We start from the raw sequence: 22,844 nt of genomic DNA on the forward strand, positions 1-22,844 counted from the left end.
CCTCACGGCAGCCGGGGCACGGTCAGCACCAGCCCCGGTCGCAGGTCGCGCGGATCGCTGATCCCGTTGGCACGGGCCAGTTCCCGCCACACGTCGGCCCGCCGGTAGACCGCGGCCGCGATACCGGGCCAGGTGTCGCCGCGGCGCACCACGTAGCTCTTCTCCACGGTGGGGGAAGAGCGCGGCGGGTCGTTGACCTGCTGCGCGGCCGGGCGGAACTCCTTGAGGGTGAGGTCCAGCTGCGCCCGCAGCGGGACGCCGTTCGGCTGGAACAGCACGTAGTTGACGTCCAGCTTCTCCACCACACCGGTGAACACGGCCTCGTCCCACACGAACCGCACGATCGGCGGCGCGTGCTCGCGGCTGTCCGGCCGCATCAGGGCGCGGATGGCGTCCACGTAGGTGGTCCGGACGTTGTCGAGCGTGTCGGAGGTGTCGACCAGCGCCTGCACCGACAGCGTCTCGCTGCCGCCGCGCACGTACTGCAGCGGCGGCGTCTCCAGACCGGGGATGGTGATCTCGGCGAAGGTGTTGCTCTTGCTCAGCTTGTAGTCGGTGGGGTTGAACCGCAGCGGGATCCGCCTGCTCCGCTCGTCGGCGATCACCGGCCGCAGGATCTCCAGCCGGGCCACCGCGCCCTGGCGGACCGCGGACTGCGGGGTCGGCGTCACCGCGAACCCCCGTCGCCGAGCCTGCGCTCGTCCACACCGTGCGCGGCCCGCGCGCACTCCTGCTCGTACAACCGCGCCCACGCCTGGATGTGCTTGTTGAACAGGCGGGTGAACACCGCGCCGTCGTCGCCGTCCACCTGGAACCGGACCTCGAGGTTGTGGATGATCAGGTTCTTCGCCACGCTGGTCTCCTACAGGACGTTCGTCAGGCCCTCGTGGGCGATTTCCAGGGACTCGACGGCCACCGCGTTCTGCTCGGCGTGCAGGTCCGGGCCGGTCCACTTGGCGGCGAGCCCGCCGTGGAAGGCCCAGGCCAGCGCGGGCACCCCCGCGCCGTCGAGCAGGATCACCGCACCGTCGCGGCGGGCGCCGAGCGAGTCGGCCAGCCCGCTCTGGTACCAGGACCACAGGAGCCGGTCGCGGACCACGCCGCGCTTGAGCACGATCCGGTTCCACGAGTGCCGCAGCGGCAGCTGGCGCACGGAGTCGTTGCGGCCGCCCTCGGCGTAGCTGACCACTTCCAGCGTCGCGCCCAGCCCGGTGACCTCCTGGAAGGCACCGGCCGCGACCAGCGGCAGCAGCACCGCCTGCGCGGGCGGCAGGTAGACGTCACCGGGGTCGAGCGTGACGAGGAACCGGTACTTCGGCAGCGGTTCCTGCAACGCCGCCAACCGGTTGAGCGGGTCGGTCACGACTCGATCACCTCCACACCGCGGTCCTGGCCGAGCACGAGGCGCAGCTGGATGAACTCCATCGGCGCCACCGGCGCGACCTCGACCTCGCAGACCAGCTGACCGGGGTCCTGCTCCGGCGGGTTGTTCGAGTCGTCGCACACCACCCGGAACGCCTGCTCGGGCCGCGCGCCCGCGAGCGCGCCGGTGCGGAAGGCCTCCAGCAGCACCGAGGTGATCGCGCGGACCAGGCCCAGCCGCAGCTCCGGCGAGTTGACCTCGAACACCAGCGGCGCCGCGGCCCGGCGGATCGCCCGGACCAGCAGGTGCAGCAGCCGCCGGTGGGCGACGTAGCGGCGGCGCGGGTCGCCGGAGAGCGTGCGCACGCCCCACACCACCAGGCCCCGGCCGCGCAGGCACCGCACCAGGTCGACGTTCGCCTCGAACAGCCGCACCTGCTGCGGCACCGGGTACTCGACGCCGAGGTCCACGGCGTCGAGCAGCACGGCGTTGGCGGGGGAGTGGTGCGCGCCCCGCTCCGCGTCGAGCCGGGCGATCAACCCGGCGACGTGCCCGGACGCCGCGACGGTCCGCAGGCCCGGGCCGGTGAGCTCCGGTACCCGCAGCCGCGGGTGGTAGACCGCCGCCGCGGCCAGCAGCGCCTCGTCGCCGAGGTCGGTCAGCGACCGCACCCAGCCCAGCACGTCGTCCACAGTGGACAAGCGGGACGGGACGTCGAGCAGGACCAGCCGGTCCAGCAGCGGCGCGCAGGTGGCGAGCGTGTCCGCCAGCAACCCGGTGTGGTCCGCACCGAGGATGTCCGCGCCGACGTCCGGCAAGGCCACCAGGGCGGGTTCGGTGAGGTCGGCCTGCGCGCTCACGGCGGCGGCGTAGTCCGCGCGCACCGGGTCGACGTCCGTGCCACCGGCGAGCACCAGGTCCCACGACGTCGAGATCCCCTCGACGTGGTCGAACGCGTCACCGACCTCCGGCGGCACCAACCGGATCAACCGGGACGCCGCCAACCGGGTCCCGAGGTCCGCGGGCGAGATGTTCGCGAACACCTCCGCGGCCTCGCCCGCCACCAGCACCCGCACGGTGATCGCGGGCGGCCCGGCGACGCTGCTGGCCTGGTAGGTGAGCACGACCCGGCCGCCGTTGGCCCAGGCACCGGGGCTGGTGGCCACGACCGCGAACCGAGCGTCGCCGACGCGCCACGGCACGCTCGCCGTGGCGCCGCGTCCCGCGACCCGCAGGACCCAGGCGGTGCGACCGCCGTTCTCGAAGAACCCGCGCAACGCGTACGGCGTGGCGGCCGAGCCGTCGGGGGGCCCGAACGCGCCGACGACCTCGTTCCAGTTCTCCACCCGCACCGGGGTCGCCACCGGCCCGCGCCGGGTGCGGCCGAGGAACGCGGCCACGTCGGTGCGCAGCGGCTCCGGTGCGGAGTCGCCGCGCACCGCGGTCAGGGTGACGCCGGGCAGGTGGGAATCAGGCAGCGCCGCGCTGGTCATCTCCGCCGCCTCACGCGTCGATCAGGAGGCTCTCGACCGCCAGCACGAGCGTCTCCATGGCGATCTCGTTCTTGGTGGCGTTGAACGACGGGCCGGTGTACTTGGTCGGCCACGCGCGGTCGAAGTTCCAGCGCATGACCTCCTGGCGGTTCTCGTCGAGCAGCACGATCGACCCGGAGGTGCGCCGCACCCGGCCGTCGAGGGCCTCCTTCACCCAGTTCCAGAACCCGACGTGGCCGGTCACCCCCCGCTTGAAGGTCAACGCGCTCGGGAACTTCTTCAGCCCGACCAGCTTGCGCACGGTGATGTCCTCGCTGCCGTTGCGGTACTCGATCACCGGCAGCTCCACGTCCAGCCCGCTCGCCTCGGCGAAGGACCCGCTCACCGCGACGCCGTCGTCGCTGACGTTGGTCACGATGACCAGGAAGTTGTACGCGGCGTACGGGTCTGTCCGCGTCACAGGTGGCATTTCGGTCGCCTCTCAATCACTTCTCGGCTAGACGAGCTGGGGTTCGCGGGTCTTCTGCTGGATCCGGAAGATCACGAACTCGGCCGGGAACACCGGCGCGACACCGATCACGCAGATCAGCCGCCCGTTCGCGATGTCGTCGTCGGTCATGGTCGACCGGTCGCAGTGCACGAAGAACGCCTCGTCCGCGGTGGCGCCCGCGAGCGCGCCGCTCCGCCAGACCGTGGTGAGGAAGTTGGACACCGTCTGGCGCACCAGCGCCCACAGCTTCGGGTCGTTCGGCTCGAACACCACCCACTGGGTGCCCTCGTCGATCGACTCCTCCAGGAACAGGAACAGCCGCCGGACGTTGACGTAGCGCCACTGCGTGTCCGACGACAGCGTGCGCGCGCCCCACACCCGCTGCCCGAGGCCGGGGAAGAACCGCAGCGCGTTGATCCCCTTCGGGTTGAGCAGGTCCTGGTGGCGCTTGGTGATGTCCGCGGCGAGGCCGTCGGTCAGCCGGATGCCGCGGATGACCGCGTTCGCGGGCGCCTTGTGCACGCCGCGCTCGGTGTCGGTGCGCGCGTAGATGCCCGCGATGTGCCCGGACGGCGGAGCCTCGACGAACCGGTTGGTGGCCGGGTCGTTCACCACCAGCCACGGGTAGTACAGGGCGGCGTAGCGGGTGTCGAAGGGCTCCCGGAACGCCTGGATGCCCTCGATGTCCAGGCCGTCGCGCGGGTCCAGGATCGCGAACCGGTCCTTGAGCTGCTCGCAGTGGGTGATCAGCGCCGACTCGACGGTGCCCGACCACACACCGGGCACCGCGCACAGCGAGATCTCGTCGATGTCCTCCAGCGCCACGATGCCGGTGCGGTGACCGCTGCCGCCGTCGGTGCCGACGAAGTCCCCGACGGTGAGGCCCGCCGCCCCGTCCGTACCGCCTTCGGTCAGCGTCAGCCAGGAGCCGGTCGCGGGCACCGGGAACCGCGCGGGGTCCAGCGACAGACCCGCCTGGGTGGCGGCCAGCACCAGCCGCGACCGGCTCGACAGGGTGCCGACCAGCGTGCCCGGGCCGTCGCCGCCGAGCCGCAGGCCGCGGAAGGTCTCGGTGACGGAGCCGCCGCCGGGGTCGTCGAACCTGGTGTCGACCGTCGACTCGACGAGCAGCAGCCGGGCGGTCTCGAACACCAGCGCCGGGGTGTCGTTGTCGAAGGTGACGACGTCGTCGGTGCCGACGGACAGGACGTTGAGGGTGGTCAGCCGGTCACCGGTGTCGAGCTGGGTGACGGCGTTCTCGTAGAGCCTGCTCGACCCGCTGATCCGCAGCGTCGGCCCCGCCCCGGCGGTGGCCCGGCGCACCCGGCGCACGGTCAGCCCGGTCCGCCACGGCGCGTGCGGCGCGGTGCCGGTGAAGGTCAGCACCACCCGGCCCGCGGCGGGCTGGGCCACGGTGACCTTGAACCGCCGCTCGTTGATCAGCACCCAGACGTCGGCGGGCAGGTCGTCGGGGTCCAGGCCGGGAACCGCGTTCACCGTGATCGACGTGCTGTCGGCGGGCGCGTCCTCGGCCAGCGCGGTGATGAGCAGCGCGCCCTCCGCCGGGTCGGGCAGCACCGGCAGCGCGGCGCTCACCGAGGGCTGCACGCGCACCCGGACCGCCGACCCCCACGACCCGGGGCTGTTCGCGGAGAACCGCAGGCTCGGCGTGGCGGCGCGGGTGCCGACCTGCACGTAGTCCCCGCGCGCCGCCTTGACCTCGGCGACCAGCGGGGCGTCGAGCACGATCCGGCGCGTGGTGGCGTTGTAGGCGGTGATCGTCGCGGTGTCGATCTCCACGTTGTCCCCGCCGCGCACGACGCTGATCGCGTCGGCGCCGGTGAACCCGATGAGGTGGCCCAGTTCGAGCGTGGTGGCGCCCGCCGCCGCGTCCCGGGCGATCGGGCTGACCAGCCCCTGCCCCAGCGTGCCCGCCGCGGGCACGGCGGTGGTGCTGACCACCCGCTTGACGTAGAGGCGCTGACCGCCGTTGTCGAAGAAGCCCTTGACCGCCAGCGGGAACAGCCACCAGCGGCCGCCCTCGGTCGGGTTGTTCGCCCAGGCGTCGCGCACGGCGGGCTCCGGCTCGGGCAGGAAGCCGCCGAACGTCGTCTGGAACTCCAGGAAGTTGGTCACCAGCTTGGGTTTGCCGGACGTGGGGCCGCGCTGGGTGACCCCGACCATGCCCGCCGTGCTGGTGCTCACCCCCGCGATCGGCCGCGGCCCCGCGTCGACCTCCTCGACGTAGACACCGGGGCTCAGGTACTCGGGCATGGTTCGGCTCCTCACTTTCCTACTGCTGGTCCACGATCTCGATGAGGTGCCGCCGGTCGCGCTCGTCGGGCAGCCGCACGGACAGCGACCCGGCGCGGCCCGGCCGCTCGGTCGCGCGCAGGACGAACACCTCGGCGCCGCCGGGCACCCGTTCGCCCTCCCACCGCAACGACAGCCGGAACGCGCCGCCGGAGTCGGTCAACGTGCGCTCCAGCCACGGCACCGCGTCCAACCCGGCCGTGCCCGACGCCTCGACGAGCGCGTTGGCCACCGGCGACCCCGACGCGCCGTCCACGACCACGCCCCGCACCACCCGCACACCCGGCGGGTAGTCGAACGCGGTGCTCGGCAGCAGCCGCACCAACCTCGGCTCGGCCGCGGCGGCGGGCGGGTGGGTGTCGTCGTAGGGCGGTGCCACGAACTCGACCCCGACCAGGTCGGCGGTGAACGGTCGACCGTCGGCCGGGTACAGCGGCTGGAACCCGGTCGCGGCGAACCGCGCCCGGTAGCGCCGGGGCGGCGCGCCCCGGCCGCCGCGCCTGCCCAGGTCCGGGAAGGCGATGGCCGCGCTCGGCGTGCGCACCGGCGCCACGTCCTCCGCCGGCAGCCACGCGTTCGCCGCCGGGTCCCAGCGGTCCAGCGCGACGGCCACCCCGACCGAGCGCGCGCGCCGGGCGAAGTCGTCGAACGGGAGGAACCAGGCCGGGCTGGTCAGCACCGACGTCTCGACGGGGGAGAACCGGCTCATGGCGTGGTCCCCCCGCTGATCGTGCGGCTGCGCACGAGCCGCAGCTCCGACACGTCGAGGGAGTCCAGGTTGACCACCCGGACCTCGTAGTTCAACGACAGCCGGTACGGCTTCTGGATCGCGTACCAGATCCAGGACTTCTGGTCGAGCGTCAGCGGGGTCAGCGTGAAGTGCAGCGCCTCCGTGCTGCCCGCCAGGCTGCCGGACAGCTCCGCGCCCGAGAGGATCGCCTCGTCGTAGAACACCTGCAGCGCGCGGCCGATCATCCGGTGCTGGGTCAGCTGGTCACCGCCCCACGGGGTGATGAGGTAGCGCAGCAGCAACGCCATCGGCGGCTTGCGGCTGGTCGGGGCGTCCGGCGGCAGCGCGCGGACCGGCGGCCGGTTGCGCGAGGTCGGGTCCTCGGCGACCTCGTAGAGGAACACGGTGAGCTTGGGCTTGTCGATCTGCACCGGCTCGGAGAGGTCGTTGAGCTCCGCGGTCGGCGGATCCGGGCTCAGCCCGACCAGGGCGCGGTTCAACGTGTCCACCACGATCGTCGACACGTCGGCGACGACACCGAAATCCCCCATGCGCACCTCCCCTGCGACCGCCGCCAATGCGGCGGTCGCGACGCGCCGACCAGCATTCCAGCAGGCCGTGGCAAATCCGTGGCTCACTTGTCGCGCGAGCGTCACCGGCGCGTTGTCGAAGAATTCGGACACGACGGCGATGCGTGTCGGTAACGCGCCGGTGACGCCGAATAGTCCATTATCCGCGCATGGACACCGTCGGTGATCGGGCGGCAACGCTGATACTGCGAGCCTGGGTCGAACCGACGGCCGCGCCGGGCCTGCGCGTGCGGATCATCCCACTGACCGATGCGGGGCCAGACAATCCCTTGGTGGTGAGCACCGTCGACGAGGCGTGCGCCGCGGTGCGCGGGTGGCTCGACGGCCTCACCCGGACCGTCGGTTGAGGACTGTCGGGTCCGACTTCTCCTGGGGGCCTTTGTACCTCTCGACACTCAAACCACGGCCTGGCTACTATGCTAGTCCTCGGGGGTAGGAGGCCATTTCCTTCGCGGCAGGGAAAAGGTGGATCCATAGAGGCAGGGGGGCCGCATGGGTGCGCAAACAGGTTCGATGACATTGTGCCTACTGAATAGCTTCAGCCTGTCGATCGGCCATTGTCGGGTGCCGATTTCCGCGGGTGCCCAACGGTTGGTCGCCTTCCTGGCCCTGCAGGACAGACCGCGGACGCGCGCCTTCGTGGCGAGCGCGCTGTGGCCCGACAGCACGACCGCGCGCGCAGGCGCGAACCTGCGGTCGTCGCTGTGGCGCGCCCAGGGCACCGGCTACCGGGTGATCGACACCTCCACCCGGGAGATCGCCATCGCCGACCACATCAGGGTCGACATCCGCGAGGCGATGGCCAGGGCGACCAGACTGCTCGACGGGACGCGGCCCTGCGACGACATCCTCACCCCGCAGACCCGGCAGGAGCTCTCCGCCGACATCCTGCCGGACTGGCACGACAGCGACTGGGTGCTGGTCGAGCAGGAGCAGTACCACCAACTCCGGCTGCACGCGCTGGAGGTCATGGCCGAACGCCTGACCGCGGCGGGCAGGCACGGCGAAGCCGTCGCGGCGGGGCTGGCGGCGGTGCGCGCGGAACCGTTGCGGGAGAGCGCGCACCACGTGCTGATGAAGGCCCACCTCGCCGCGGGCAACCGCTCCGCCGTCCTGAACCAGTACCGCCAGTGCCACCGCCTGCTCGCCGACGAGTTGGACCTGGAACCGTCCGCCCTGCTCAAGGACCTGCTCCCGGACCCCGTCGACGCGACGTCGGGTTGATCGCGCCCGGGGTGTCGCCGAGCCGGAAGACGTGGTCCGGTGCACTTCGACGGACCGGCGGCTGAGCCTCAGGGGCGACCGTCGTCGTTCACGCTCCCGCGGTCACCGGCCACGACATCGGCCGGGTCCTGAGGAGGAACACTTGAGGAAGCGCGTGACGGCACTGTGCGCCCTTGTGGTCGGAGCGCTCACAGTCGGGGTGGTCCGGGGTGTGGCGAGCGCGGCGGTGGTGCCGTCAGTGAGCTACCGACGCCGACGGCGACACCACGGTGCGTGAGCAGGCGGGCACGCTGGTCTTCACGTACCAGAGCACCATCGCGAACCTGAGCGCGAACCGGCCCGCCGACTCCCGGCGGGCCCTGACGGCATGGCAGACCCGTTCATCGCCGAGGCACAGGACCGGGTGAAGGTCACCGTCGTGCACCCCGTGACCTTCACCGAGTTCCGCGCGTCCCGCTACGGCGACCTCGGGGTCCAGGTCCGGGGCGTGTTCAGTGCCCACGGCGGCACGCCGTGGCCGCTCGACATCGAGGTCCAGTTCAAGCCGAACGGCCCGAGCGAGTGGTCGACGGTGTCGACCCTGAGCGGCTCCACCCAGTTCGAGACGATCACCCCCGAGCAGCGGCCGGGTCGCTGGCGGGCGCACTACGCGGGGGTGTCGAACCTGTTCGAGAAGGCCACCAGCCAGGTGGTCGTCGTCAAGTAGCACCGGTGGTCGTGGTGCCCGCGCCAACCGGGTGCCACGGCCTTCCGTCCGGCGCGCCGGTGGTGTGGCGCTCGTAGGCCACCGTGCCGGAACGGTCGCGTCCGGCCGGGGGCGCGACAGCCCGGCGGCGTCAGGTCGGCAGCCCGACGGCGGCGAGCAGGTGCTCCTCCTCGAACGCGAAGTGCTTCTCCAGTCCGGACACCAGCCGCGCCGGTTTCGCGCACGGGGTGGCCGGGTCGGGCGAACCGGACAGCAGGGCCTCGAACCGGTCGAGGGCGTGGTCGACGGTCACGTGTTCGGCGAGCAGTCCCGCGAGCGGGTCGACCGCGGGTGGGGTGGTCCCGTCGAGTGCGGCGCGGACTCCGTCGAGTCGGGCACGCGGGTCGGCGTGGTGCCGACGCGGGCCCGGCCGGGGGCGCCGGACAGGTCGAGCGGGACCAAAGCGACCACCGGGATCAGCCGTTCGGTCCGCACCCGATAGCCCGCGAAGGCCGGGTCTTTGGCGCATTGCAGTGCGAAGCGGTGTTCACGTTCCGTGCCCGCCCGCGCCTCCGCGCGCGCCGCGACGAGGACGACCGGCCCCGGGTGCCCCTCCGGCGCCGGGACCTCCACCGTGACCTGTGGTGGCACCCGGATGTCGAGGTACCGGTCGGGATGGTGGTCGATGCCCCCGTCGCTGCCGAACACCAGGTGGCGGGCACCGTCACCGGTAAAGACCACAGGGGTGGTTTGCGCCTGCCGGTCCGGCGCCCCGCCGTGGTCGGCAGGAGCGGCGGGGCGCCGTCGGAGACCCCGCCGACCCGGCCGCCGAGGGCCCGGAACTCGCTGATCACCGCGTCGTTCGCACCGGTCACGACCCCTCCGGTCCACCGGCTCCCGAGACTGTTCGCTGTGCGAGCAAGCTATCCGCGATGGTAGCTCTCCGTGATCGGGTCGTCGAGGGCTCACCGGTTCGGCCGGGGCCGGTCCGATGCGCGGGTTGCCGGTTTGTTACGTCCGGAATGTGACCCCAATGCGATTCCGGACGGACCCCGGTCGACATTTCGGCAGGAATCGCGGCGCGCCGGGGAAATAGTTGATGAATCCACGAAGGACAGTGGGCGGCGGGTATGCGGCGACTGGTGAGCGTGACTCAACTAGTCCGTCCGGACCACCCGAATGTCCGAAGAACGATCACTCTAGCGGGGAGCGCTACCATCCCCGCCGGCCGTAGGGGTGTGTCAGTCCACACTGTCGTGTTGTATGGGATTGCGCCGATCGAGTGATCAGTGCGCACGGGGTATCCCCCCGGTCGGATATTCCCCCCTATCCTGCGCGGCGCACATCCTTGGAAAAGAAGTGGGGAACGTGAGTCGACCCGACCACCGACGGGCCACGGTGGCCCGTGAGTGGACCCAGCGCAGTTGTCCGACCGACTCCGCGCGCGTCCGGCGGCGCCGCGACGCGTTCGCGCCGAGCGGTTCGGACACGCTACGCATAGTGTCGGCCGCAGGCGCCGGACCCGATCTGGAGGGATCAGGGTGCCCGAGATAACCGCCGCGTCCGGGCGAGGGTCCCGGGCGCCGCAGCTGCTGGCGGACGAGTTCTACCTGTCCGGTCTGGACGACATGACCGGTGAGCAGCGGCTGCAGCCGCACGCCCTGGCCGTCGGCCTGGCCGCCGCCGTGCTCGGCGAGCTGCTGCTGGCCGACCGCATGGTCATCGACGGCGGTCGGCTGCGCCCGTTCGACGAGCCGTGCGCCGACGAGCTGCAGGAGCGGGTCCGCCAGTGGATCCGCAAGGATGACTCGGTCGTGCTGGCCAAGGACTGGATCCGGGTGCTGGTCGCCCGCCAGGTCGCGGACCTGGTGCGGCACCGCATGCACGCCGCGGGCAAGGTCGTGCGCACCACCCGGCGCAGGCTGCTGCGCAAACCGCTCGAACTCTACGTCCCGCCGTCGCTGAGCACCGCGGTCGCGGCGGGCGTGCGCATCGCGGGCAACCTCGGCGTCCCGCGCGACCTGTCGCCCACCGACCTGCTGCTGGCGGGTCTGCTGCGCGCGACCGGCCGCGACCGCGACGTGCTGAGCCACTGCGAACCGACCGTCCACGACGAACTCACCGCGCAGCTGCGCCGCAACGTGGGTCCGAGTGGCACGCAACTGCTCGAACACGCCACCGAGGTCTTGGTGACCGAGGCGGTAACACCGCAGTTCTGACCGGTTTCCCAACCCGCAAGAAGGAGTATCCGTGCCCACATCCGCCGCGCAGACCCTCGCCGGGCAGCGCGTGTCCACAGCGGGCGTGGTGTTCTTCACCGCGTCCGCCGCCACGCCGCTCACGGTGTGCGCCGCCATCGTGACCACCGGCTTCGCCGCGACCGGCAAGCTGGGCCTGCCGATAGCCTTCGTGGTCATAGCCGCGGTGCTGGCGGTGTTCAGCGTCGGCTACGTGGCGATGGCCCGGCGGGTGCCGAACGCGGGTGCCTTCTACACCTACATCAGCGTCGGCTTAGGGAGGCCCGCGGGAGTGGGCGCGTCGTGGGTCGCGATGCTCGCGTACAACACGCTCCAGGTGGGACTCTACGGCGCGTTCGGGCCGGTGCTGCAACCGTTGCTGCAGCGCTGGTTCGGCTGGGACGTGCCGTGGTGGGTGCTGTCGCTGGCCGCGTGGGTGGTCGTCGGCGTGCTCGGCCTGCGCCGCATCCGCAACTCCGCGCGGGTGCTGCTGGTGCTGCTCGCCGCCGAGATCGCCGTGCTGCTGATGTACGCCTTCGCCAACCTCGCCAACCCGGCCCCGGCGGGCCTGGGCATCGACGGCCTCGCCTTCGGCGACCTGCTCGGTGACGCGTTCGGCCCGCTGCTGGGCCTGGCCGTGCTCGGCTACGTCGGGTTCGAGCAGAGCGCGGTCTTCTCCGAGCAGGCCAGCACCGGGGCGGTCCGCCGCGCCACCGTGATCTGCATCGTCGGCCTCGGCGCGCTGTACACCTTCTCGTCGTGGACGACCATCCAGGCCGCGGGCGCGGCGGACGTGGTCGCCATGGCGGGCAACAGCCCCGAGGGCCTGCTGTTCACCCTGGCCGAGCAGAACCTGGGGCCGTGGGCGGCCGACATCGGGCGCGCGCTGCTGGTGACCAGCCTGCTCGCCGCCATGATCAGCTTCCACGCCACCTGCGCCCGCTACACCTTCGCCCTCGGCCGCGACGGCGTGCTGCCCGGCGCGCTCGGCCGCACCACCCCGCGCACCGGCCAGCCCGGCCCGGCGTCGATCCTGCAGAGCTCGCTCGGCCTGGTGACCATCATCGTGTACGCGATCGGCGGCTGGGACCCGTTCGTGAACCTGTTCTACGTCGCGGGCACGGCGGGCGCACTGGGCGTGCTGATCCTGTTGTCCGGCACGGCTTTCGCCACGGTGTTCTTCCTCCGCCGCGACGACGAGGAGGAGACGCGGCCGATCCACCGCGTCGCCCCGCCGATCGCCGCGCTGGCGGTGACCGCGATCCTGGCGCTCGTCGTCATCAACTTCTCGCTGCTGCTCGGGTTCGGCCCGGACACACCACTGCGGTGGATCATCCCGGTGGTGTTCGCGGGAGTCGCGGTCGCGGGCACGCTCTACGGCTTCGTGCTCCGCGGCACCCGCCCGCACATCTACCGGGCCATCGGCCAGGGCGCCGCTCGACCCGCGAGCACCAGCGCCCCGCGCCCGGTGGGTGTCCGATGACGACGTCGACGATCACCCGGGCCACCGCGGCGGAGATCCCGCTCTGCGCGCACCTCGTGGCCAAGTCCTTCGAGGCGCTGCCGCAGACGGTCTGGCTGATCGACAAGCCCGCGGCGCGGCTCCCGGCGCTGACGGCGAGTTTCACGATCCTGGTGGAACACGCCCTGGAACACGGCCGCGTCGACCTGATCTCCGACCAGGCGGTCGCGGTGTGGTTCCACCGCGACCGCGAGGTCCCGGAACCCCGTGACTACGAGGCGCGCGTCGCCGCGGGCACGGGGGAGTACGCGTCGCGGTTCCAGTTGCTGGACGAGGCTTTCGAGTCCCACCACCCGGCGGCGCCGCACCACCACCTGGCGCTGCTGGCCGTCCACCCGGAACACCAGAACAAGGGGCTGGGCGGGGCGTTGCTGGCGGACTACCACGCCCGGCTGGACCGGGAGGGGACCGCCGCGTTCCTGGAGGCGAGCACGCTCGCCAGCTCCCGCCTGTACCAGCGCTACGGCTACCGGCCGCTCGGCGAACCGTACAACCTCCCCGACGGCCCGGCGATGTACCCGCTCTGGCGCGAACCCGCCGCGTAAGGCCCGTTCGTCGCGTGCCCGGTTCCACCCAGGAGCCGGGCACGCGCCCGTCTACGCCGGGGTGTCGGCGAGCCGGGCGTCGAGGAAGTCGAGCCGCTCCTCGCGCCAGCTCGGGGGGATGCGGCCGCTGGCGGACAGGACCGCCATGCCGTGCAACGCGCTCCAGACGACCTCGGCGTGCAGCTCGCGCCGCTCGTTGTCCGCGCGGTAGCAGGCGACGAACTCGTCGAAGCACGCCCGTAGCGGGGGCGGGGTGTCGGCGCTCGCGAACTTCAGGTCGGTGGGCAGGGTGAACATGGCCTGGTACAGCGCGGGCCGCGCGGTCGCGAAGTCCAGGTAGGCACCGCAGACGGCGCGCAGGGCCGACCCGGGCTCGGCCGCGCCCTGCCGCGCGTCGCGCAGGTGAGTGGCCAGCTCGCCGAACCCGTCCAGCGCGACGGCGCCGACGATGGCGTCCTTGCCGTCGAAGTGGCTGTACAGCACCGGCTGGCTGTACTCGACGCGTTCGGCCAGGCGCCGGGTCGTCACCGCGTCCCAGCCCTCGGCCTCCGCCAGCTCGCGCGCGGCCGTGATGATCAGCCGGTGGCGGTGGGCGCGGTCCCGCTCGCGGCGCTCGCTGGTGGCGGACATGAACCCAGTATAGCGGTGCTAGACATCCTGTCGCTGATAGGCTAGCGTCGATACTGTTGCTAGCGCCGCTAGATTCCGGCGGCGTCCGCCGGAGGGAGGAACCACCCGTGGTCACGACCATCGCCAGTGTGCTCGCCGGACTGATCGGTGTCGGCATCATCGTCATCGGCGTGCTCGCCCTGCGGGCACCGCGGGCCGCGGCGGGCTTCGGCATCCCCGACACCCCGGTCGACGACCCGGTGTTCCGGGCGTGGTTGTCCGTCAAGGCCGTGCGCGACCTGGCCGCCGGGGTCTTCGTCTTCGTCCTGCTGATCGCGGCGACACCCCAGGTGCTGGGTTGGTTCATGCTGGCGGCCGCGGGGATTCCCGTCGGCGACATGCTGATCGTGTTGCGCAGCAAAGGACCGCGTTCGGCCGCGTTCGGCGTGCACGGCGCCACCGCCGCGGTGATGCTGGTGATCAGCGTGCTCTTGCTTGTCGCGTAACGACCTCCCCGAAACGACCGCGGGGTGGACGCTTCCGGAGAAGCGTCCACCCCGCGGTCGGTCGTGTTGTCTACGGTTGTCCAACCCTGTCTCAGTAGTGGAACCTGGTGATCAGGTCCTGGAGCTTGCCGCTGAGTCGGGCGAGTTCCACGGTGGTCTGCTCGGCCTCGCTGACGCCGCGGGAGGTGTCGCCCGCCGCGGTCGCCACCTCGGTGATGGCCGAGGCGATCGAGTTGCTGCCGCTGGCCGCCTCGGCGACGCTGCGGCTGACCTCGTCGGAGGTGGCGGACTGCTCCTCCACCGACGCCGCGATGGCGGACTGGAACTGGTTGACGCGCTCGATGACCTGGACGATCTGGCCGATGGCGGAGACCGCGGCCTCGGTGTCGGTCTGGATCGCGGCCACGCGGCGGCCGATGTCCTCGGTGGCGTTGGCGGTCTCCTGGGCGAGGTCCTTGACCTCACCGGCGACGACGGCGAAGCCCTTGCCCGCGTCACCGGCCCGAGCGGCCTCGATGGTCGCGTTCAGCGCCAGCAGGTTGGTCTGCTCGGCGATCGAGCGGATGGTCTTGAGCACGTCGCCGATCTCGGCGGAGGACGAGCCGAGGCGGGTGATGATGTCGTTGGTGTGCTGCGCGGTCGCGGTGGCCTCGGCGCCGACCTTGGCCGCCTCGGAGGTGTTCTGCGCGATCTCGCGGATCGACGCGCCGAGCTGGTCGGCGGCGGCGGAGACGGTGCCGACGCTGTCGGAGACCCGGGCGGCGGCGCTGGAGACCTCGCCCGCCTGGCGGGAGGTGGAGCCCGCCGCGCCGGACACGCGGTCGTTGGTGGCGGTCAGCTTGTCCGCCGACCCGGCCAGGCCGGAGGCCGACTCGGCCACGCCCGACACCACGGTGCGGATCTGGTCCACGGCGTTCTGCAGCGCCTCGCCCATCTGACCGATCTCGTCGCCGGTCTGGATGTCGACCTTCTGGGTGAGGTCGCCCGCGGCCACGCGGTCGGCGAAGTCCTGCAGCTTGCGCACCGGGCGGCGGATGCTGCGGGTCAGCGCCCAGCCCAGGCCCAGGGCCAGCAGCACGGCGATGGCGATGACGACGACGGTCAGCCAGATCGAGGTGGTGGTCGCGTCGGCGATGGCCTGGCGCTGGGTGGCGCCGTAGTCGACCAGGCTCGTGGTCAGCTTGGCGAAGCCCTCGTTGACCTTCGGCAGGTTCGCCTGCGCGGCGGCGTTGTACTTCTGCTCGTTGACGGTGTCACCGGCGGCGGTGGCCGCGCGGCGGGCCTTGTGCGAGGTCCAGAAGGTGTCGCGGTCGGCCATCAGCTGGGTCAGCGCGGGCTGCAGGCTGTCCGGGATCGAGGTCTTCAGCTTGGCGAAGCCCGCGTCGGCGGCGGCGATGTAGGAGTCGCGGCCCTTGGTCAGGCTGGCCTGGGCCTGCGGGTCCTTCACGGTCTCGAGCACGATGTCGGTCAGCAGCGCGGTCAGGTTCGCGGTCTCGGCTGCCTTCACGTCCACCAGCGGCGTGACGGTGTCCTCGGCGATCGACGTCGCGCGGTCCCGCTGGTCGACCTGCTGGACGAGGCTGAACACCCCGAGGCCGATCACCACGACGGCCAACGCGAGGAACGCGCTGAACACCCGGGTACGCAGACTGCGGGTCAGCGGATTGCGTGACAGAGAACTGGCCATGCGAAGCACTCCTGTCCGTTGCGCGGGGGTCACCACGCCCTATCGGCCCGCATCGCCACACGATGGAGCCACCGCGCCTGTCATCGGCACGGGCGCGGGAGCCTGAAGGAGTTCTGCCAGATCAGTGGTAATCGGGGTCACAAGGGTGATGGCGTACGTGCGTGAGGTATCGGAACGCTCCCACGCCCCGATGTTTATCTGTTCAGGCCCGGGACTGCTTGTGCTGGTCAGACGGCAGTTCGATGCTGGCTCGGGGCGTTCACGTGAGGGGAGATCGCAGATGCGCAGAACGATTCAGGCCTTGACCACGCTGACCCTGCTGGGGACGTTGTTGACCCCGGCCTCGGCGGCGACCGCCGTCGTCGGGACCGGGACGGGCCACTGGAACGACAACCCGCTGCCGCTGGACACCTACGAGAACCAGGGCACCTACTACCTGCGTGACCTCGGCAACCCGGGCCTGTCCTGCTCGGACGCGACCAACCGGACCCAGTTCAGCGGGCCGGACAACGACTGGGGCAACGGCGTCGCCCGGGACCGCGAGACGGGGTGCGTCGACGCGCTGTACGCGGCCCAGAACTTCTTCCGGATGACCAGGAACTGGCTGCGCCGCTCGCCGTCCGGCCGTCCGGTGCTGGCCCTGACCGTCGGCCGGGACGTCCTGGGCGTCGGGGTCGGCACGGGTACCGACATCACCGTCGGCCACAACTCCCGGGGTGAGTGGGCGGGCACCCTGGACCTGGTCGCCAGGCCGTACGCCAGGGCCCTCGACGAGCAGACCCCGGGCGGCGTCTCCCAGAACGGCACCGCCGAGTTCATCGCCGACGCCTTCGCCACCGCCGCCGAGTGGTACGCCAACGAGTCCCCGGCGGGCGACGCCCCGGACTTCCTGATCGGCGAACGCACCGACCTGATGGGCACCGGCCCCCTGCGCGACATGGCCAACCCCGCCGCCACCTGGGGCAAGAACTGCTACGACAACACCGTCCCCCGAGGCGAGCCGTTCGCGTCCGCGGGCGTCGGCGACCACTGGTTCACCCTCGTCGCCGCGGGCTCCGCGGCCAGTTCCACCTGCAACGGCACGACGATCACGGGCGTCGGCGTCCAGAAGGCGATCACCGTCCTCTACACGGCGATGCTGTTCAAGACCTCGGGGAGCTCGTACCCCAAGTACCGCCAGTGGACCCTGATGGCCGCCAAGAACCTGACCCCCGGCGACTGCGCCACGTTCACCACCGTCAAAGCCGCCTGGGACGCCGTCACCGTTCCCGCCAATCCAGGCGACCCGACCTGCTGAACCGCTGCCCGGGCCGTTTCGGTCCACTACGGCGGTCGGCGGACCGATCCACCTCGATTATTCATCGGAAATTCGGGGAAACTGTGTCTGGACTGCCGTTTTTGGGCGGTTGTCGAATGTTGGGACGTTCCACTGACTATCCAATGATCCTTTTCCAGTTTGGGTGCGCTCATTGGGTGAACCGGGTTCGTCCGATGTTCAGATCCTTGACCGTCGAGGACGGGTGTCGCTAGCGTGAACGCCACGCTGCTGCGACCTTAAGAGGCATCGACTTGCGCGTTGTCAGCGGAGCCGATTCTTCTTACGTTCTTGGGGGAACGTATGACCGAAAAGACAGATGTTGACGGCGCGCTCGACGCGGCACACGTCGACGGTTTCGACGTGTGCCGCGTCGAGGTGCCCGACGTGGTCGGCGCGGCGCTGACGGACGACCGCGAACCGGACCAGGGGCTCGCGGAAGCAGCGCGGGAGTCATTGTCCCGCCTGGTTCGCGAGCACGTCGACGACGGCACGGGACTGCTCGTGCTCACCGGTCTCCCCGCCGAGCCGGAGCCCGCCGAGCGGGCGTTGAACCGGCTTTCCGCGCTGCTCGGCGAATCCCTGCCGCAGAACCTGGAAGGGCTGATCGTCAAACACGTGCGCGACCGCGGCACCGCGATCGGGGAAGGTGCGCGGGCCCGGTATTCGGATTCCCGATTCGGCGGGAACCTGCACACCGACGGTGTCGAGCGACCGCTGCCCGCGCCCGAATTGTTCACCCTCTACTGCGTCCGGCAATCCGTGCGCGGTGGCGCCTTGCAGTTGGTGCACGTGCGGGAGATCGTTCGGGAGTTGTCCGCCAGGCCCGATGTCCTGCGCGTTTTGCGTGAGCCGTTCCATTTCGACCGGCGCGGCGACCAGCAGCCCGGGGAACCGCCGACGGTCGCCAAACCGATCCTGTTCGAACAGCGCGGCAGGCAGGGCATCGCCTACCTGCGCAGCTACATCGAACTCGGCCACGCGCACTCCGGCTCGCCCGCGCTCTCGGCCGAGCAGGCGGCGGCGCTCGACGCGCTGGACGAGGTCGTCGGCGGCCTGGCGAGCTCGATGGTCGGCAAGCTGCGCGAGGGTGAACTCGCCATCTTCGACAACCTCTCCCTGCTGCACGGCCGGACCGAGTTCCAGGACGACCCGACCCGCGCGCGGCTGCTGCTGCGGACCTGGATCAGGGTGTCCGCCTGATATGCCGGACACGATCGACCTCTCCTCGGGGCAGGTTGTGGAGCCGTGGCCGGACGCGGTCGTCACCGCCGTCACCGACGCCGCCGCCGCCCCCGACGCGAGCCGCTACGCCCCGGTCGCGGGCGACCCCGCCCTCCGCGCCGCCGTCGCGCAGCACTACGCCCGCCGCCTGCGCCGCTCCGCCGACCCCGACCGGGTCACCGTCGCGGCGGGCGCCCGGCACGGTCTGTTCTGCGCGGTCGCGGCGACAGCGGCGGGTGGCGCGGTCCTCGTGCCGCGACCGCACTGGAGCCACTACCCCGAGCTGATCCGGCTGGCGGGTGCCCGCTCGGTGGCCGTGCCCGGCGCACCCGCGCGGGGCTGGTCGGTGGACCCGGACCTGCTGGACGCCGCGCTCACCCCCGACACCCGGGCCGTGCTCCTCAACAGCCCGGTCAACCCGACCGGTGCCGTCTACGACGCGGCCGCGATCACCGGGATCCGCGACTGGGCGGCCGACCGCGGTGTCCACTTGGTCCTCGACGACGTGTACTGGGCGTACGGGGCGGCGGCAGCCGGTGTCCCCGCGGATGACGGTGCGACGGTCGTCGGCGGGATCGCCAAGGTGCACGCCATGGCGGGTGCGCGGATCGGCTGGGTCTGGGCGGGTGCCGCGGTCACCGAGGCCGTGCGCCGGATCGCGGAGCACACGACCGGACCCGTGAGCGTGCTCGCCCAGGCGGCGGGGCGCGCTGTGCTCGCCGGGGGCGGCGGGCTCGACGACCCGGCGGTGGCGCGGCGGCTGGCGTGGATGGCCGGGTGCCGCGCGCACGCGGTCCGGGCGCTGTCGGGGGTCCCGTCGCTGCGCGTCGTCCCGCCCTCGGGCGGGATCTACCTGTGCCTGGACGCGCGGGACCTCGCCGCTCTCCATCCCGAATGGACGGACGACCGGCGGCTGTGCGCGGACTTGGCCGAGCACACCGGGGTGCGGCTGCGGGCGGGCTCGACCTTCGGGCTGCCGGGGCACCTGCGCCTGTGCGTGGCCGTCGAGCCCGGGGTCATCGACCGCGCGGCGGCGGCGCTCACCCGCTTCCTGGCCGCCGAGGCGCTCGGGAACGCGACCGCCGCGCGGTGAACCGGCGGCGACTGGAACACGACCTACCTAGGGGGAACAGTGACTGAGGACACGCGCGGCCAGGTGCGGCAGGTCGAGACCCGGGCGGCGGCGCTGCGCGAGGCGTTCGCCGAGGGCAGGCTGCTGCGGGTGGCGGGCGCGCACGACGGGCTCAGCGCGCGCCTGGTCGCCGAGGCGGGCTTCGACGCGGTGTGGGCCTCCGGCCTGGAGATCTCCGCCGCGCACGGGCTACCGGACATCAGCCTGCTCGGCATGGCGGAGTTCCTGGCCGCCGCCGCGACGATGCAGAGCGCGACCGCGGTGCCCGTGGTCGCCGACTGCGACACCGGGTTCGGCGGCGACCGCAACGCCGCGTTCACGATGATGCGCTACGAGAACGTCGGCATCGCCGCGGTGTGCATCGAGGACAAGGTCTTCCCCAAGCTCAACAGCTTCCTCGGCGCCGGGCAGGAACTGCTCGCGACCGAGGACTTCGGCGCCAAGCTGCGCGCGGCCAAACAGGCGCAGCACGACCCGGACACGGTCCTGATCGCCCGCACCGAGGCGTTCATCTGCGGGTACGGCGTCGAGGAGGCGCTCGCCCGCTGCCACCACTACGTCGACGTGGGCGCCGACGCGGTGCTGGTGCACTCCAAGGCCGCCGATTCGTCCGAGGTCGTCTCGTTCACCCGCCGTTGGCAGCGGCGCGCGCCGGTGGTGGTCGTACCGACCACCTACACCGCGTTCTCCGTCGCGGAGGCGCAGGAGGCCGGGGTCGCCATGGTGATCTACGCGAACCAGGGGATGCGCGCCACCGTGCGCGCCGTGCGCGACGCGTGGGCCGCGGTGCTGGCCGACGGCTCGACGGTGGGCATCGAGTCCACGATCGCGTCGGTGAAGGACATCTTCGAGCTGTCCGGGATGAGCCAGTGGCTGGGGCGCGGTTGATGGCCGGGGTCGTGTCGGCCGCGGAGTTCACCGCGGCGCTGAGGTCCTGGGGCGTTCGCCGGGTCACGGGTGTCCCGTGTGGACACCTGGCCGGGCCGTGGGCGCTGTTCGACCGCGCGGGCGAGCTGGTGCCCGCGGTGTCGGAGGGCGCGGCGGTGGCCATCGCGGCGGGCTGGGAACTGGGCGGGACGCGGGCCGCGGTGCTGTGCCAGAACTCCGGGTTCGGCAACCTGGTCAACCCGCTCACCTCGCTGCTGGTGCCCTACCACGTCCCGGTGCTGGTGGTGATGACCCTGCGGGGATGGCCCGACCCCGCGCGGGACGAACCCCAGCACGCGGTCATGGGGGCGAGCACCGAGGCGCTGCTCGGCGAACTCGGGGTGCCCCACGCCGTGCTGGGCGACGGGAACCTCGCCGACTGCCTCGCCCGCGCGGGCGAGGCGCGGGAGCGGGGCACGCCGTTCTTCCTGCTGGTCCCGCGCGGCGCGATCGGCGGCCCCGACCCCGTGGTGGTGCCACCGGTGGCGGACGCGTGCACCAGGGCGGACGTCGTCTCCGCGCTGCTCGACCGGCTCACCGACCACCTGCTGGTCACCACCACCGGCTACCTCTCCCGCCAGGCCCACCACGAGCGCGACCGCCCGGAGACCCTGTACATGCAGGGATCGATGGGCCACGCCGCGGCGATCGGGCTGGGCCTGGCGAGCGCCCTGCCGTCCCGGCGCGTCGTCGTGCTCGACGGCGACGGGGCGTTCCTCATGCACCTGGGCACCGGTGCCACCGCGGCCGCGGTGGGCGGCGAGAACCTCGTGCACGTCGTGGTGGACAACGGGTGCTACGAGTCGACCGGGTGCCAGCCCAGCGCCGCGCCCGGGGTCGACTGGGCGGCGATCGGCGCCGGTCTCGGCTACCGCCGGGTGCTGCACTGCGCCGACCGGACCCGCTTGCCCGCCGCGCTCGACGCCGCGCTGACCGGGCCCGGGCCGGTCCTGTGCGCACTCCAGGTCACCGCGACCCCCGACGAGGTGCACCCGCGGGCGTCCGCGGACACCGGCCTCGACACCATCGCCGAGCGGTTCCGCCGCGCGGCGGCGGGGAGGGTCACGACATGACGGTCATCTCCGGCAGGGGCGCGTTCGAGCGGCTCGACGAGATCACCGGCTGGGCCGCGGACACCCTGGTCGTGGCCAGCGCGGGCACCGTGGACCGGCTCGGGTTGCGCGGCGTGCTCCCCGCGGGCGCCGCGCTGTTCACCGACTTCCACCCGAACCCGACCGCGGACCAGGCGCTGGCGGCGGCGCGGGCCCGGCACGAGCACCGCGCCACCCTGGTGGTCGGTGTCGGCGGCGGCTCCGCCCTGGACGTGGCCAAGGCGGCGCGGGCGCTGCCCGCCGACCGCGCGGCGGCCGAGCGGGTCCTGCGCGGCACCGACGGCCCGCGCACCGACGCCCGCCTGGTCCTGGTGCCCACCACCGCGGGCCCGGGCAGCGAGGTGACCAGGTTCGCCACCCTCTACCGCGACGGGCACAAGCTGTCCCTCGACGCCGCGGGCGTCCAGGCCGACGCGGCGCTCGTCGACCCGGCGCTGACCGACAGCTGCCCACCCGAGCAGACCTGGTGCTGCGCCTTCGACGCCTTCGCCCACGCCGTGGAGTCGCTGTGGTCCAGCCGCGCCACCGACGAGTCGCGGGCGTGGGCGGTGGCCGCGCTCGACCTGCTCGTGCCGATCCTGGAGGGGGCCGCGCCGACCCCCGCGGCCGACGAGCGCGACCGGCTCAGCGCGGCGGCGCTGCTCGCGGGCCGGGCGATCGACCGCACCCGCACCACGGCGGCGCACGCCCTCGCCTACCCGCTCACCACCCACCTCGGCGTGCGGCACGGCCACGCGTGCGCGCTGAACCTCACCTGGCTCGCGCCCATGGTCGAGACCGCGGCACCGGACGAGCGCACCCTGCCCGACCCGGTGCTCGACACCCTGCGCCGCCTCCTGCGGGCGGACGGGCGCGACCTCGGCCGGGTCGTCACCGACCTGCTGGCGGCCCGCGGCCTGCCGACGCGCTGCGGGTCGGCGAACGGCACCCACCTGGTCGACGTCGTGGTCGCCGAGGGCCTCGCGTCGAACCGGGTCAGCGGCACCCCGATCCGACTCGACCCGACCGCCGTGCGCGCCGCGGTGCGGCGGCTGCTCGTCGACCCGGCGACCGGCGCCGCGGGGGAGCCCCACCACCGGTCCACGCGCGCCGCGGCGGGCGGACCGGGTTCGCCATCCCGGAGCCGGGACTGAGCCGACA

25 protein-coding genes are annotated in these 22,844 nt (G+C 72.4%); 13 read left to right on the plus strand and 12 right to left on the minus strand.

Annotation, left to right across the window (positions count from 1 at the left end; all coding sequences use genetic code 11):
- Positions 1 to 2: 2 nt before the first annotated feature.
- Genes V5P93_RS17510 through V5P93_RS17545 form a run of 8 tightly spaced genes read right to left on the minus strand, consistent with a single transcriptional unit; the run spans position 3 to position 6,940 of the window.
- Positions 3 to 671 (minus strand): LysM peptidoglycan-binding domain-containing protein, encoded by a 669-nt coding sequence (locus V5P93_RS17510; RefSeq protein ID WP_104479901.1) that lies wholly within the window; start codon positions 669 to 671, stop codon positions 3 to 5.
- A complete protein-coding gene (locus tag V5P93_RS17515) occupies positions 668 to 853 on the minus strand; it encodes a putative phage tail protein (RefSeq protein WP_104479902.1) in 186 nt (61 codons plus the stop codon). The genes V5P93_RS17510 and V5P93_RS17515 overlap by 4 nt, the downstream gene beginning before the upstream one ends.
- Positions 854 to 862: 9 nt before the next feature.
- A complete protein-coding gene (locus tag V5P93_RS17520; protein WP_181043556.1) occupies positions 863 to 1,363 on the minus strand; it encodes a phage tail protein in 501 nt (166 codons plus the stop codon).
- Positions 1,360 to 2,856: a phage tail sheath subtilisin-like domain-containing protein gene (locus V5P93_RS17525; RefSeq protein WP_104479903.1), complete on the minus strand. Its 1,497-nt coding sequence runs from the start codon at positions 2,854 to 2,856 to the stop codon at positions 1,360 to 1,362. The genes V5P93_RS17520 and V5P93_RS17525 overlap by 4 nt, the downstream gene beginning before the upstream one ends.
- A gap of 10 nt (positions 2,857 to 2,866) precedes the next feature.
- The gene (locus V5P93_RS17530) at positions 2,867 to 3,325 is read right to left on the minus strand and encodes a phage tail protein (protein WP_104479904.1); all 459 of its coding nucleotides are present in this window, start codon (positions 3,323 to 3,325) and stop codon (positions 2,867 to 2,869) included.
- A gap of 27 nt (positions 3,326 to 3,352) precedes the next feature.
- Positions 3,353 to 5,620: a phage tail sheath C-terminal domain-containing protein gene (locus tag V5P93_RS17535; protein ID WP_104479905.1), complete on the minus strand. Its 2,268-nt coding sequence runs from the start codon at positions 5,618 to 5,620 to the stop codon at positions 3,353 to 3,355.
- A gap of 19 nt (positions 5,621 to 5,639) precedes the next feature.
- On the minus strand, positions 5,640 to 6,368 hold the full coding sequence (locus tag V5P93_RS17540) for a hypothetical protein (RefSeq protein ID WP_104479906.1): 729 nt from the start codon (positions 6,366 to 6,368) through the stop codon (positions 5,640 to 5,642).
- Complete coding sequence (locus V5P93_RS17545) at positions 6,365 to 6,940, minus strand: DUF4255 domain-containing protein (RefSeq protein WP_104479907.1); 576 nt, start codon at positions 6,938 to 6,940, stop codon at positions 6,365 to 6,367. The genes V5P93_RS17540 and V5P93_RS17545 overlap by 4 nt, the downstream gene beginning before the upstream one ends.
- A gap of 188 nt (positions 6,941 to 7,128) precedes the next feature.
- On the opposite strand from V5P93_RS17545, the gene V5P93_RS17550 reads away from it, so the two are divergent.
- The 3 genes from V5P93_RS17550 to V5P93_RS17560 all read left to right on the plus strand — a co-directional run bounded on the left by V5P93_RS17550 (position 7,129) and on the right by V5P93_RS17560 (position 8,909).
- Positions 7,129 to 7,326, plus strand: coding sequence for a hypothetical protein (locus V5P93_RS17550; RefSeq protein ID WP_104479908.1), 198 nt, complete (start codon positions 7,129 to 7,131; stop codon positions 7,324 to 7,326).
- Positions 7,327 to 7,543: 217 nt separating this feature from the next.
- Positions 7,544 to 8,203 carry a BTAD domain-containing putative transcriptional regulator gene (locus V5P93_RS17555; RefSeq protein WP_245931340.1) on the plus strand — a complete coding sequence of 220 codons (660 nt, stop codon included), beginning with the start codon at positions 7,544 to 7,546 and terminating at the stop codon, positions 8,201 to 8,203.
- Positions 8,204 to 8,570: 367 nt separating this feature from the next.
- A complete protein-coding gene (locus V5P93_RS17560) occupies positions 8,571 to 8,909 on the plus strand; it encodes a hypothetical protein (protein WP_104479910.1) in 339 nt (112 codons plus the stop codon).
- Positions 8,910 to 9,039: 130 nt separating this feature from the next.
- On the opposite strand, the gene V5P93_RS17565 is transcribed toward V5P93_RS17560, so the two are convergent.
- Positions 9,040 to 9,201: a hypothetical protein gene (locus V5P93_RS17565; protein WP_181043557.1), complete on the minus strand. Its 162-nt coding sequence runs from the start codon at positions 9,199 to 9,201 to the stop codon at positions 9,040 to 9,042.
- The gene (locus tag V5P93_RS17570; RefSeq protein ID WP_342752273.1) at positions 9,198 to 9,857 is read right to left on the minus strand and encodes a nitroreductase/quinone reductase family protein; all 660 of its coding nucleotides are present in this window, start codon (positions 9,855 to 9,857) and stop codon (positions 9,198 to 9,200) included. Before V5P93_RS17570 ends, V5P93_RS17565 begins: the two co-directional genes overlap by 4 nt.
- Before the next feature lie 572 nt (positions 9,858 to 10,429).
- On the opposite strand from V5P93_RS17570, the gene V5P93_RS17575 reads away from it, so the two are divergent.
- From V5P93_RS17575 to V5P93_RS17585, 3 genes are read left to right on the plus strand one after another with little or no spacing between them, the layout of a single operon-like run.
- Positions 10,430 to 11,107: a GPP34 family phosphoprotein gene (locus V5P93_RS17575; RefSeq protein WP_104479912.1), complete on the plus strand. Its 678-nt coding sequence runs from the start codon at positions 10,430 to 10,432 to the stop codon at positions 11,105 to 11,107.
- Positions 11,108 to 11,138: 31 nt separating this feature from the next.
- The gene (locus V5P93_RS17580; RefSeq protein ID WP_104479913.1) at positions 11,139 to 12,608 is read left to right on the plus strand and encodes an APC family permease; all 1,470 of its coding nucleotides are present in this window, start codon (positions 11,139 to 11,141) and stop codon (positions 12,606 to 12,608) included.
- A complete protein-coding gene (locus V5P93_RS17585; RefSeq protein WP_104479914.1) occupies positions 12,605 to 13,192 on the plus strand; it encodes an N-acetyltransferase in 588 nt (195 codons plus the stop codon). The genes V5P93_RS17580 and V5P93_RS17585 overlap by 4 nt, the downstream gene beginning before the upstream one ends.
- Positions 13,193 to 13,243: 51 nt before the next feature.
- Here V5P93_RS17585 and V5P93_RS17590 read toward each other — a convergent pair whose 3' ends face one another.
- Positions 13,244 to 13,822 carry a TetR/AcrR family transcriptional regulator gene (locus tag V5P93_RS17590; RefSeq protein ID WP_104479915.1) on the minus strand — a complete coding sequence of 193 codons (579 nt, stop codon included), beginning with the start codon at positions 13,820 to 13,822 and terminating at the stop codon, positions 13,244 to 13,246.
- Between the two features lie 107 nt (positions 13,823 to 13,929).
- On the opposite strand from V5P93_RS17590, the gene V5P93_RS17595 reads away from it, so the two are divergent.
- A complete protein-coding gene (locus tag V5P93_RS17595; protein ID WP_104479916.1) occupies positions 13,930 to 14,307 on the plus strand; it encodes a DUF4267 domain-containing protein in 378 nt (125 codons plus the stop codon).
- Positions 14,308 to 14,398: 91 nt separating this feature from the next.
- Here V5P93_RS17595 and V5P93_RS17600 read toward each other — a convergent pair whose 3' ends face one another.
- Entirely contained in the window at positions 14,399 to 15,994 is a 1,596-nt protein-coding gene (locus V5P93_RS17600; RefSeq protein WP_104479917.1) for a methyl-accepting chemotaxis protein, read from the minus strand.
- A 280-nt stretch (positions 15,995 to 16,274) separates the two neighbouring features.
- Between V5P93_RS17600 and V5P93_RS17605 the strand changes: the two genes are divergently transcribed.
- The 6 genes from V5P93_RS17605 (at position 16,275) to V5P93_RS17630 (ending at position 22,837) form a co-directional block, all read left to right on the plus strand.
- The gene (locus V5P93_RS17605; RefSeq protein ID WP_181043559.1) at positions 16,275 to 17,291 is read left to right on the plus strand and encodes a M4 family metallopeptidase; all 1,017 of its coding nucleotides are present in this window, start codon (positions 16,275 to 16,277) and stop codon (positions 17,289 to 17,291) included.
- Between the two features lie 321 nt (positions 17,292 to 17,612).
- Positions 17,613 to 18,512: a TauD/TfdA family dioxygenase gene (locus V5P93_RS17610; protein ID WP_104479919.1), complete on the plus strand. Its 900-nt coding sequence runs from the start codon at positions 17,613 to 17,615 to the stop codon at positions 18,510 to 18,512.
- A 1-nt stretch (position 18,513) separates the two neighbouring features.
- A complete protein-coding gene (locus V5P93_RS17615) occupies positions 18,514 to 19,626 on the plus strand; it encodes a pyridoxal phosphate-dependent aminotransferase (RefSeq protein ID WP_104479920.1) in 1,113 nt (370 codons plus the stop codon).
- A 39-nt stretch (positions 19,627 to 19,665) separates the two neighbouring features.
- Positions 19,666 to 20,553: an isocitrate lyase/phosphoenolpyruvate mutase family protein gene (locus tag V5P93_RS17620; protein ID WP_219824009.1), complete on the plus strand. Its 888-nt coding sequence runs from the start codon at positions 19,666 to 19,668 to the stop codon at positions 20,551 to 20,553.
- Positions 20,553 to 21,665 (plus strand): thiamine pyrophosphate-dependent enzyme, encoded by a 1,113-nt coding sequence (locus V5P93_RS17625; RefSeq protein WP_104479922.1) that lies wholly within the window; start codon positions 20,553 to 20,555, stop codon positions 21,663 to 21,665. The genes V5P93_RS17620 and V5P93_RS17625 overlap by 1 nt, the downstream gene beginning before the upstream one ends.
- Complete coding sequence (locus V5P93_RS17630) at positions 21,662 to 22,837, plus strand: iron-containing alcohol dehydrogenase (protein WP_104479923.1); 1,176 nt, start codon at positions 21,662 to 21,664, stop codon at positions 22,835 to 22,837. Before V5P93_RS17625 ends, V5P93_RS17630 begins: the two co-directional genes overlap by 4 nt.
- Positions 22,838 to 22,844: the final 7 nt, after the last annotated feature.

Origin of the sequence: Actinokineospora auranticolor, assembly GCF_041897805.1 — a bacterium.
GTDB classification, from domain to species: domain Bacteria; phylum Actinomycetota; class Actinomycetes; order Mycobacteriales; family Pseudonocardiaceae; genus Actinokineospora; species Actinokineospora auranticolor.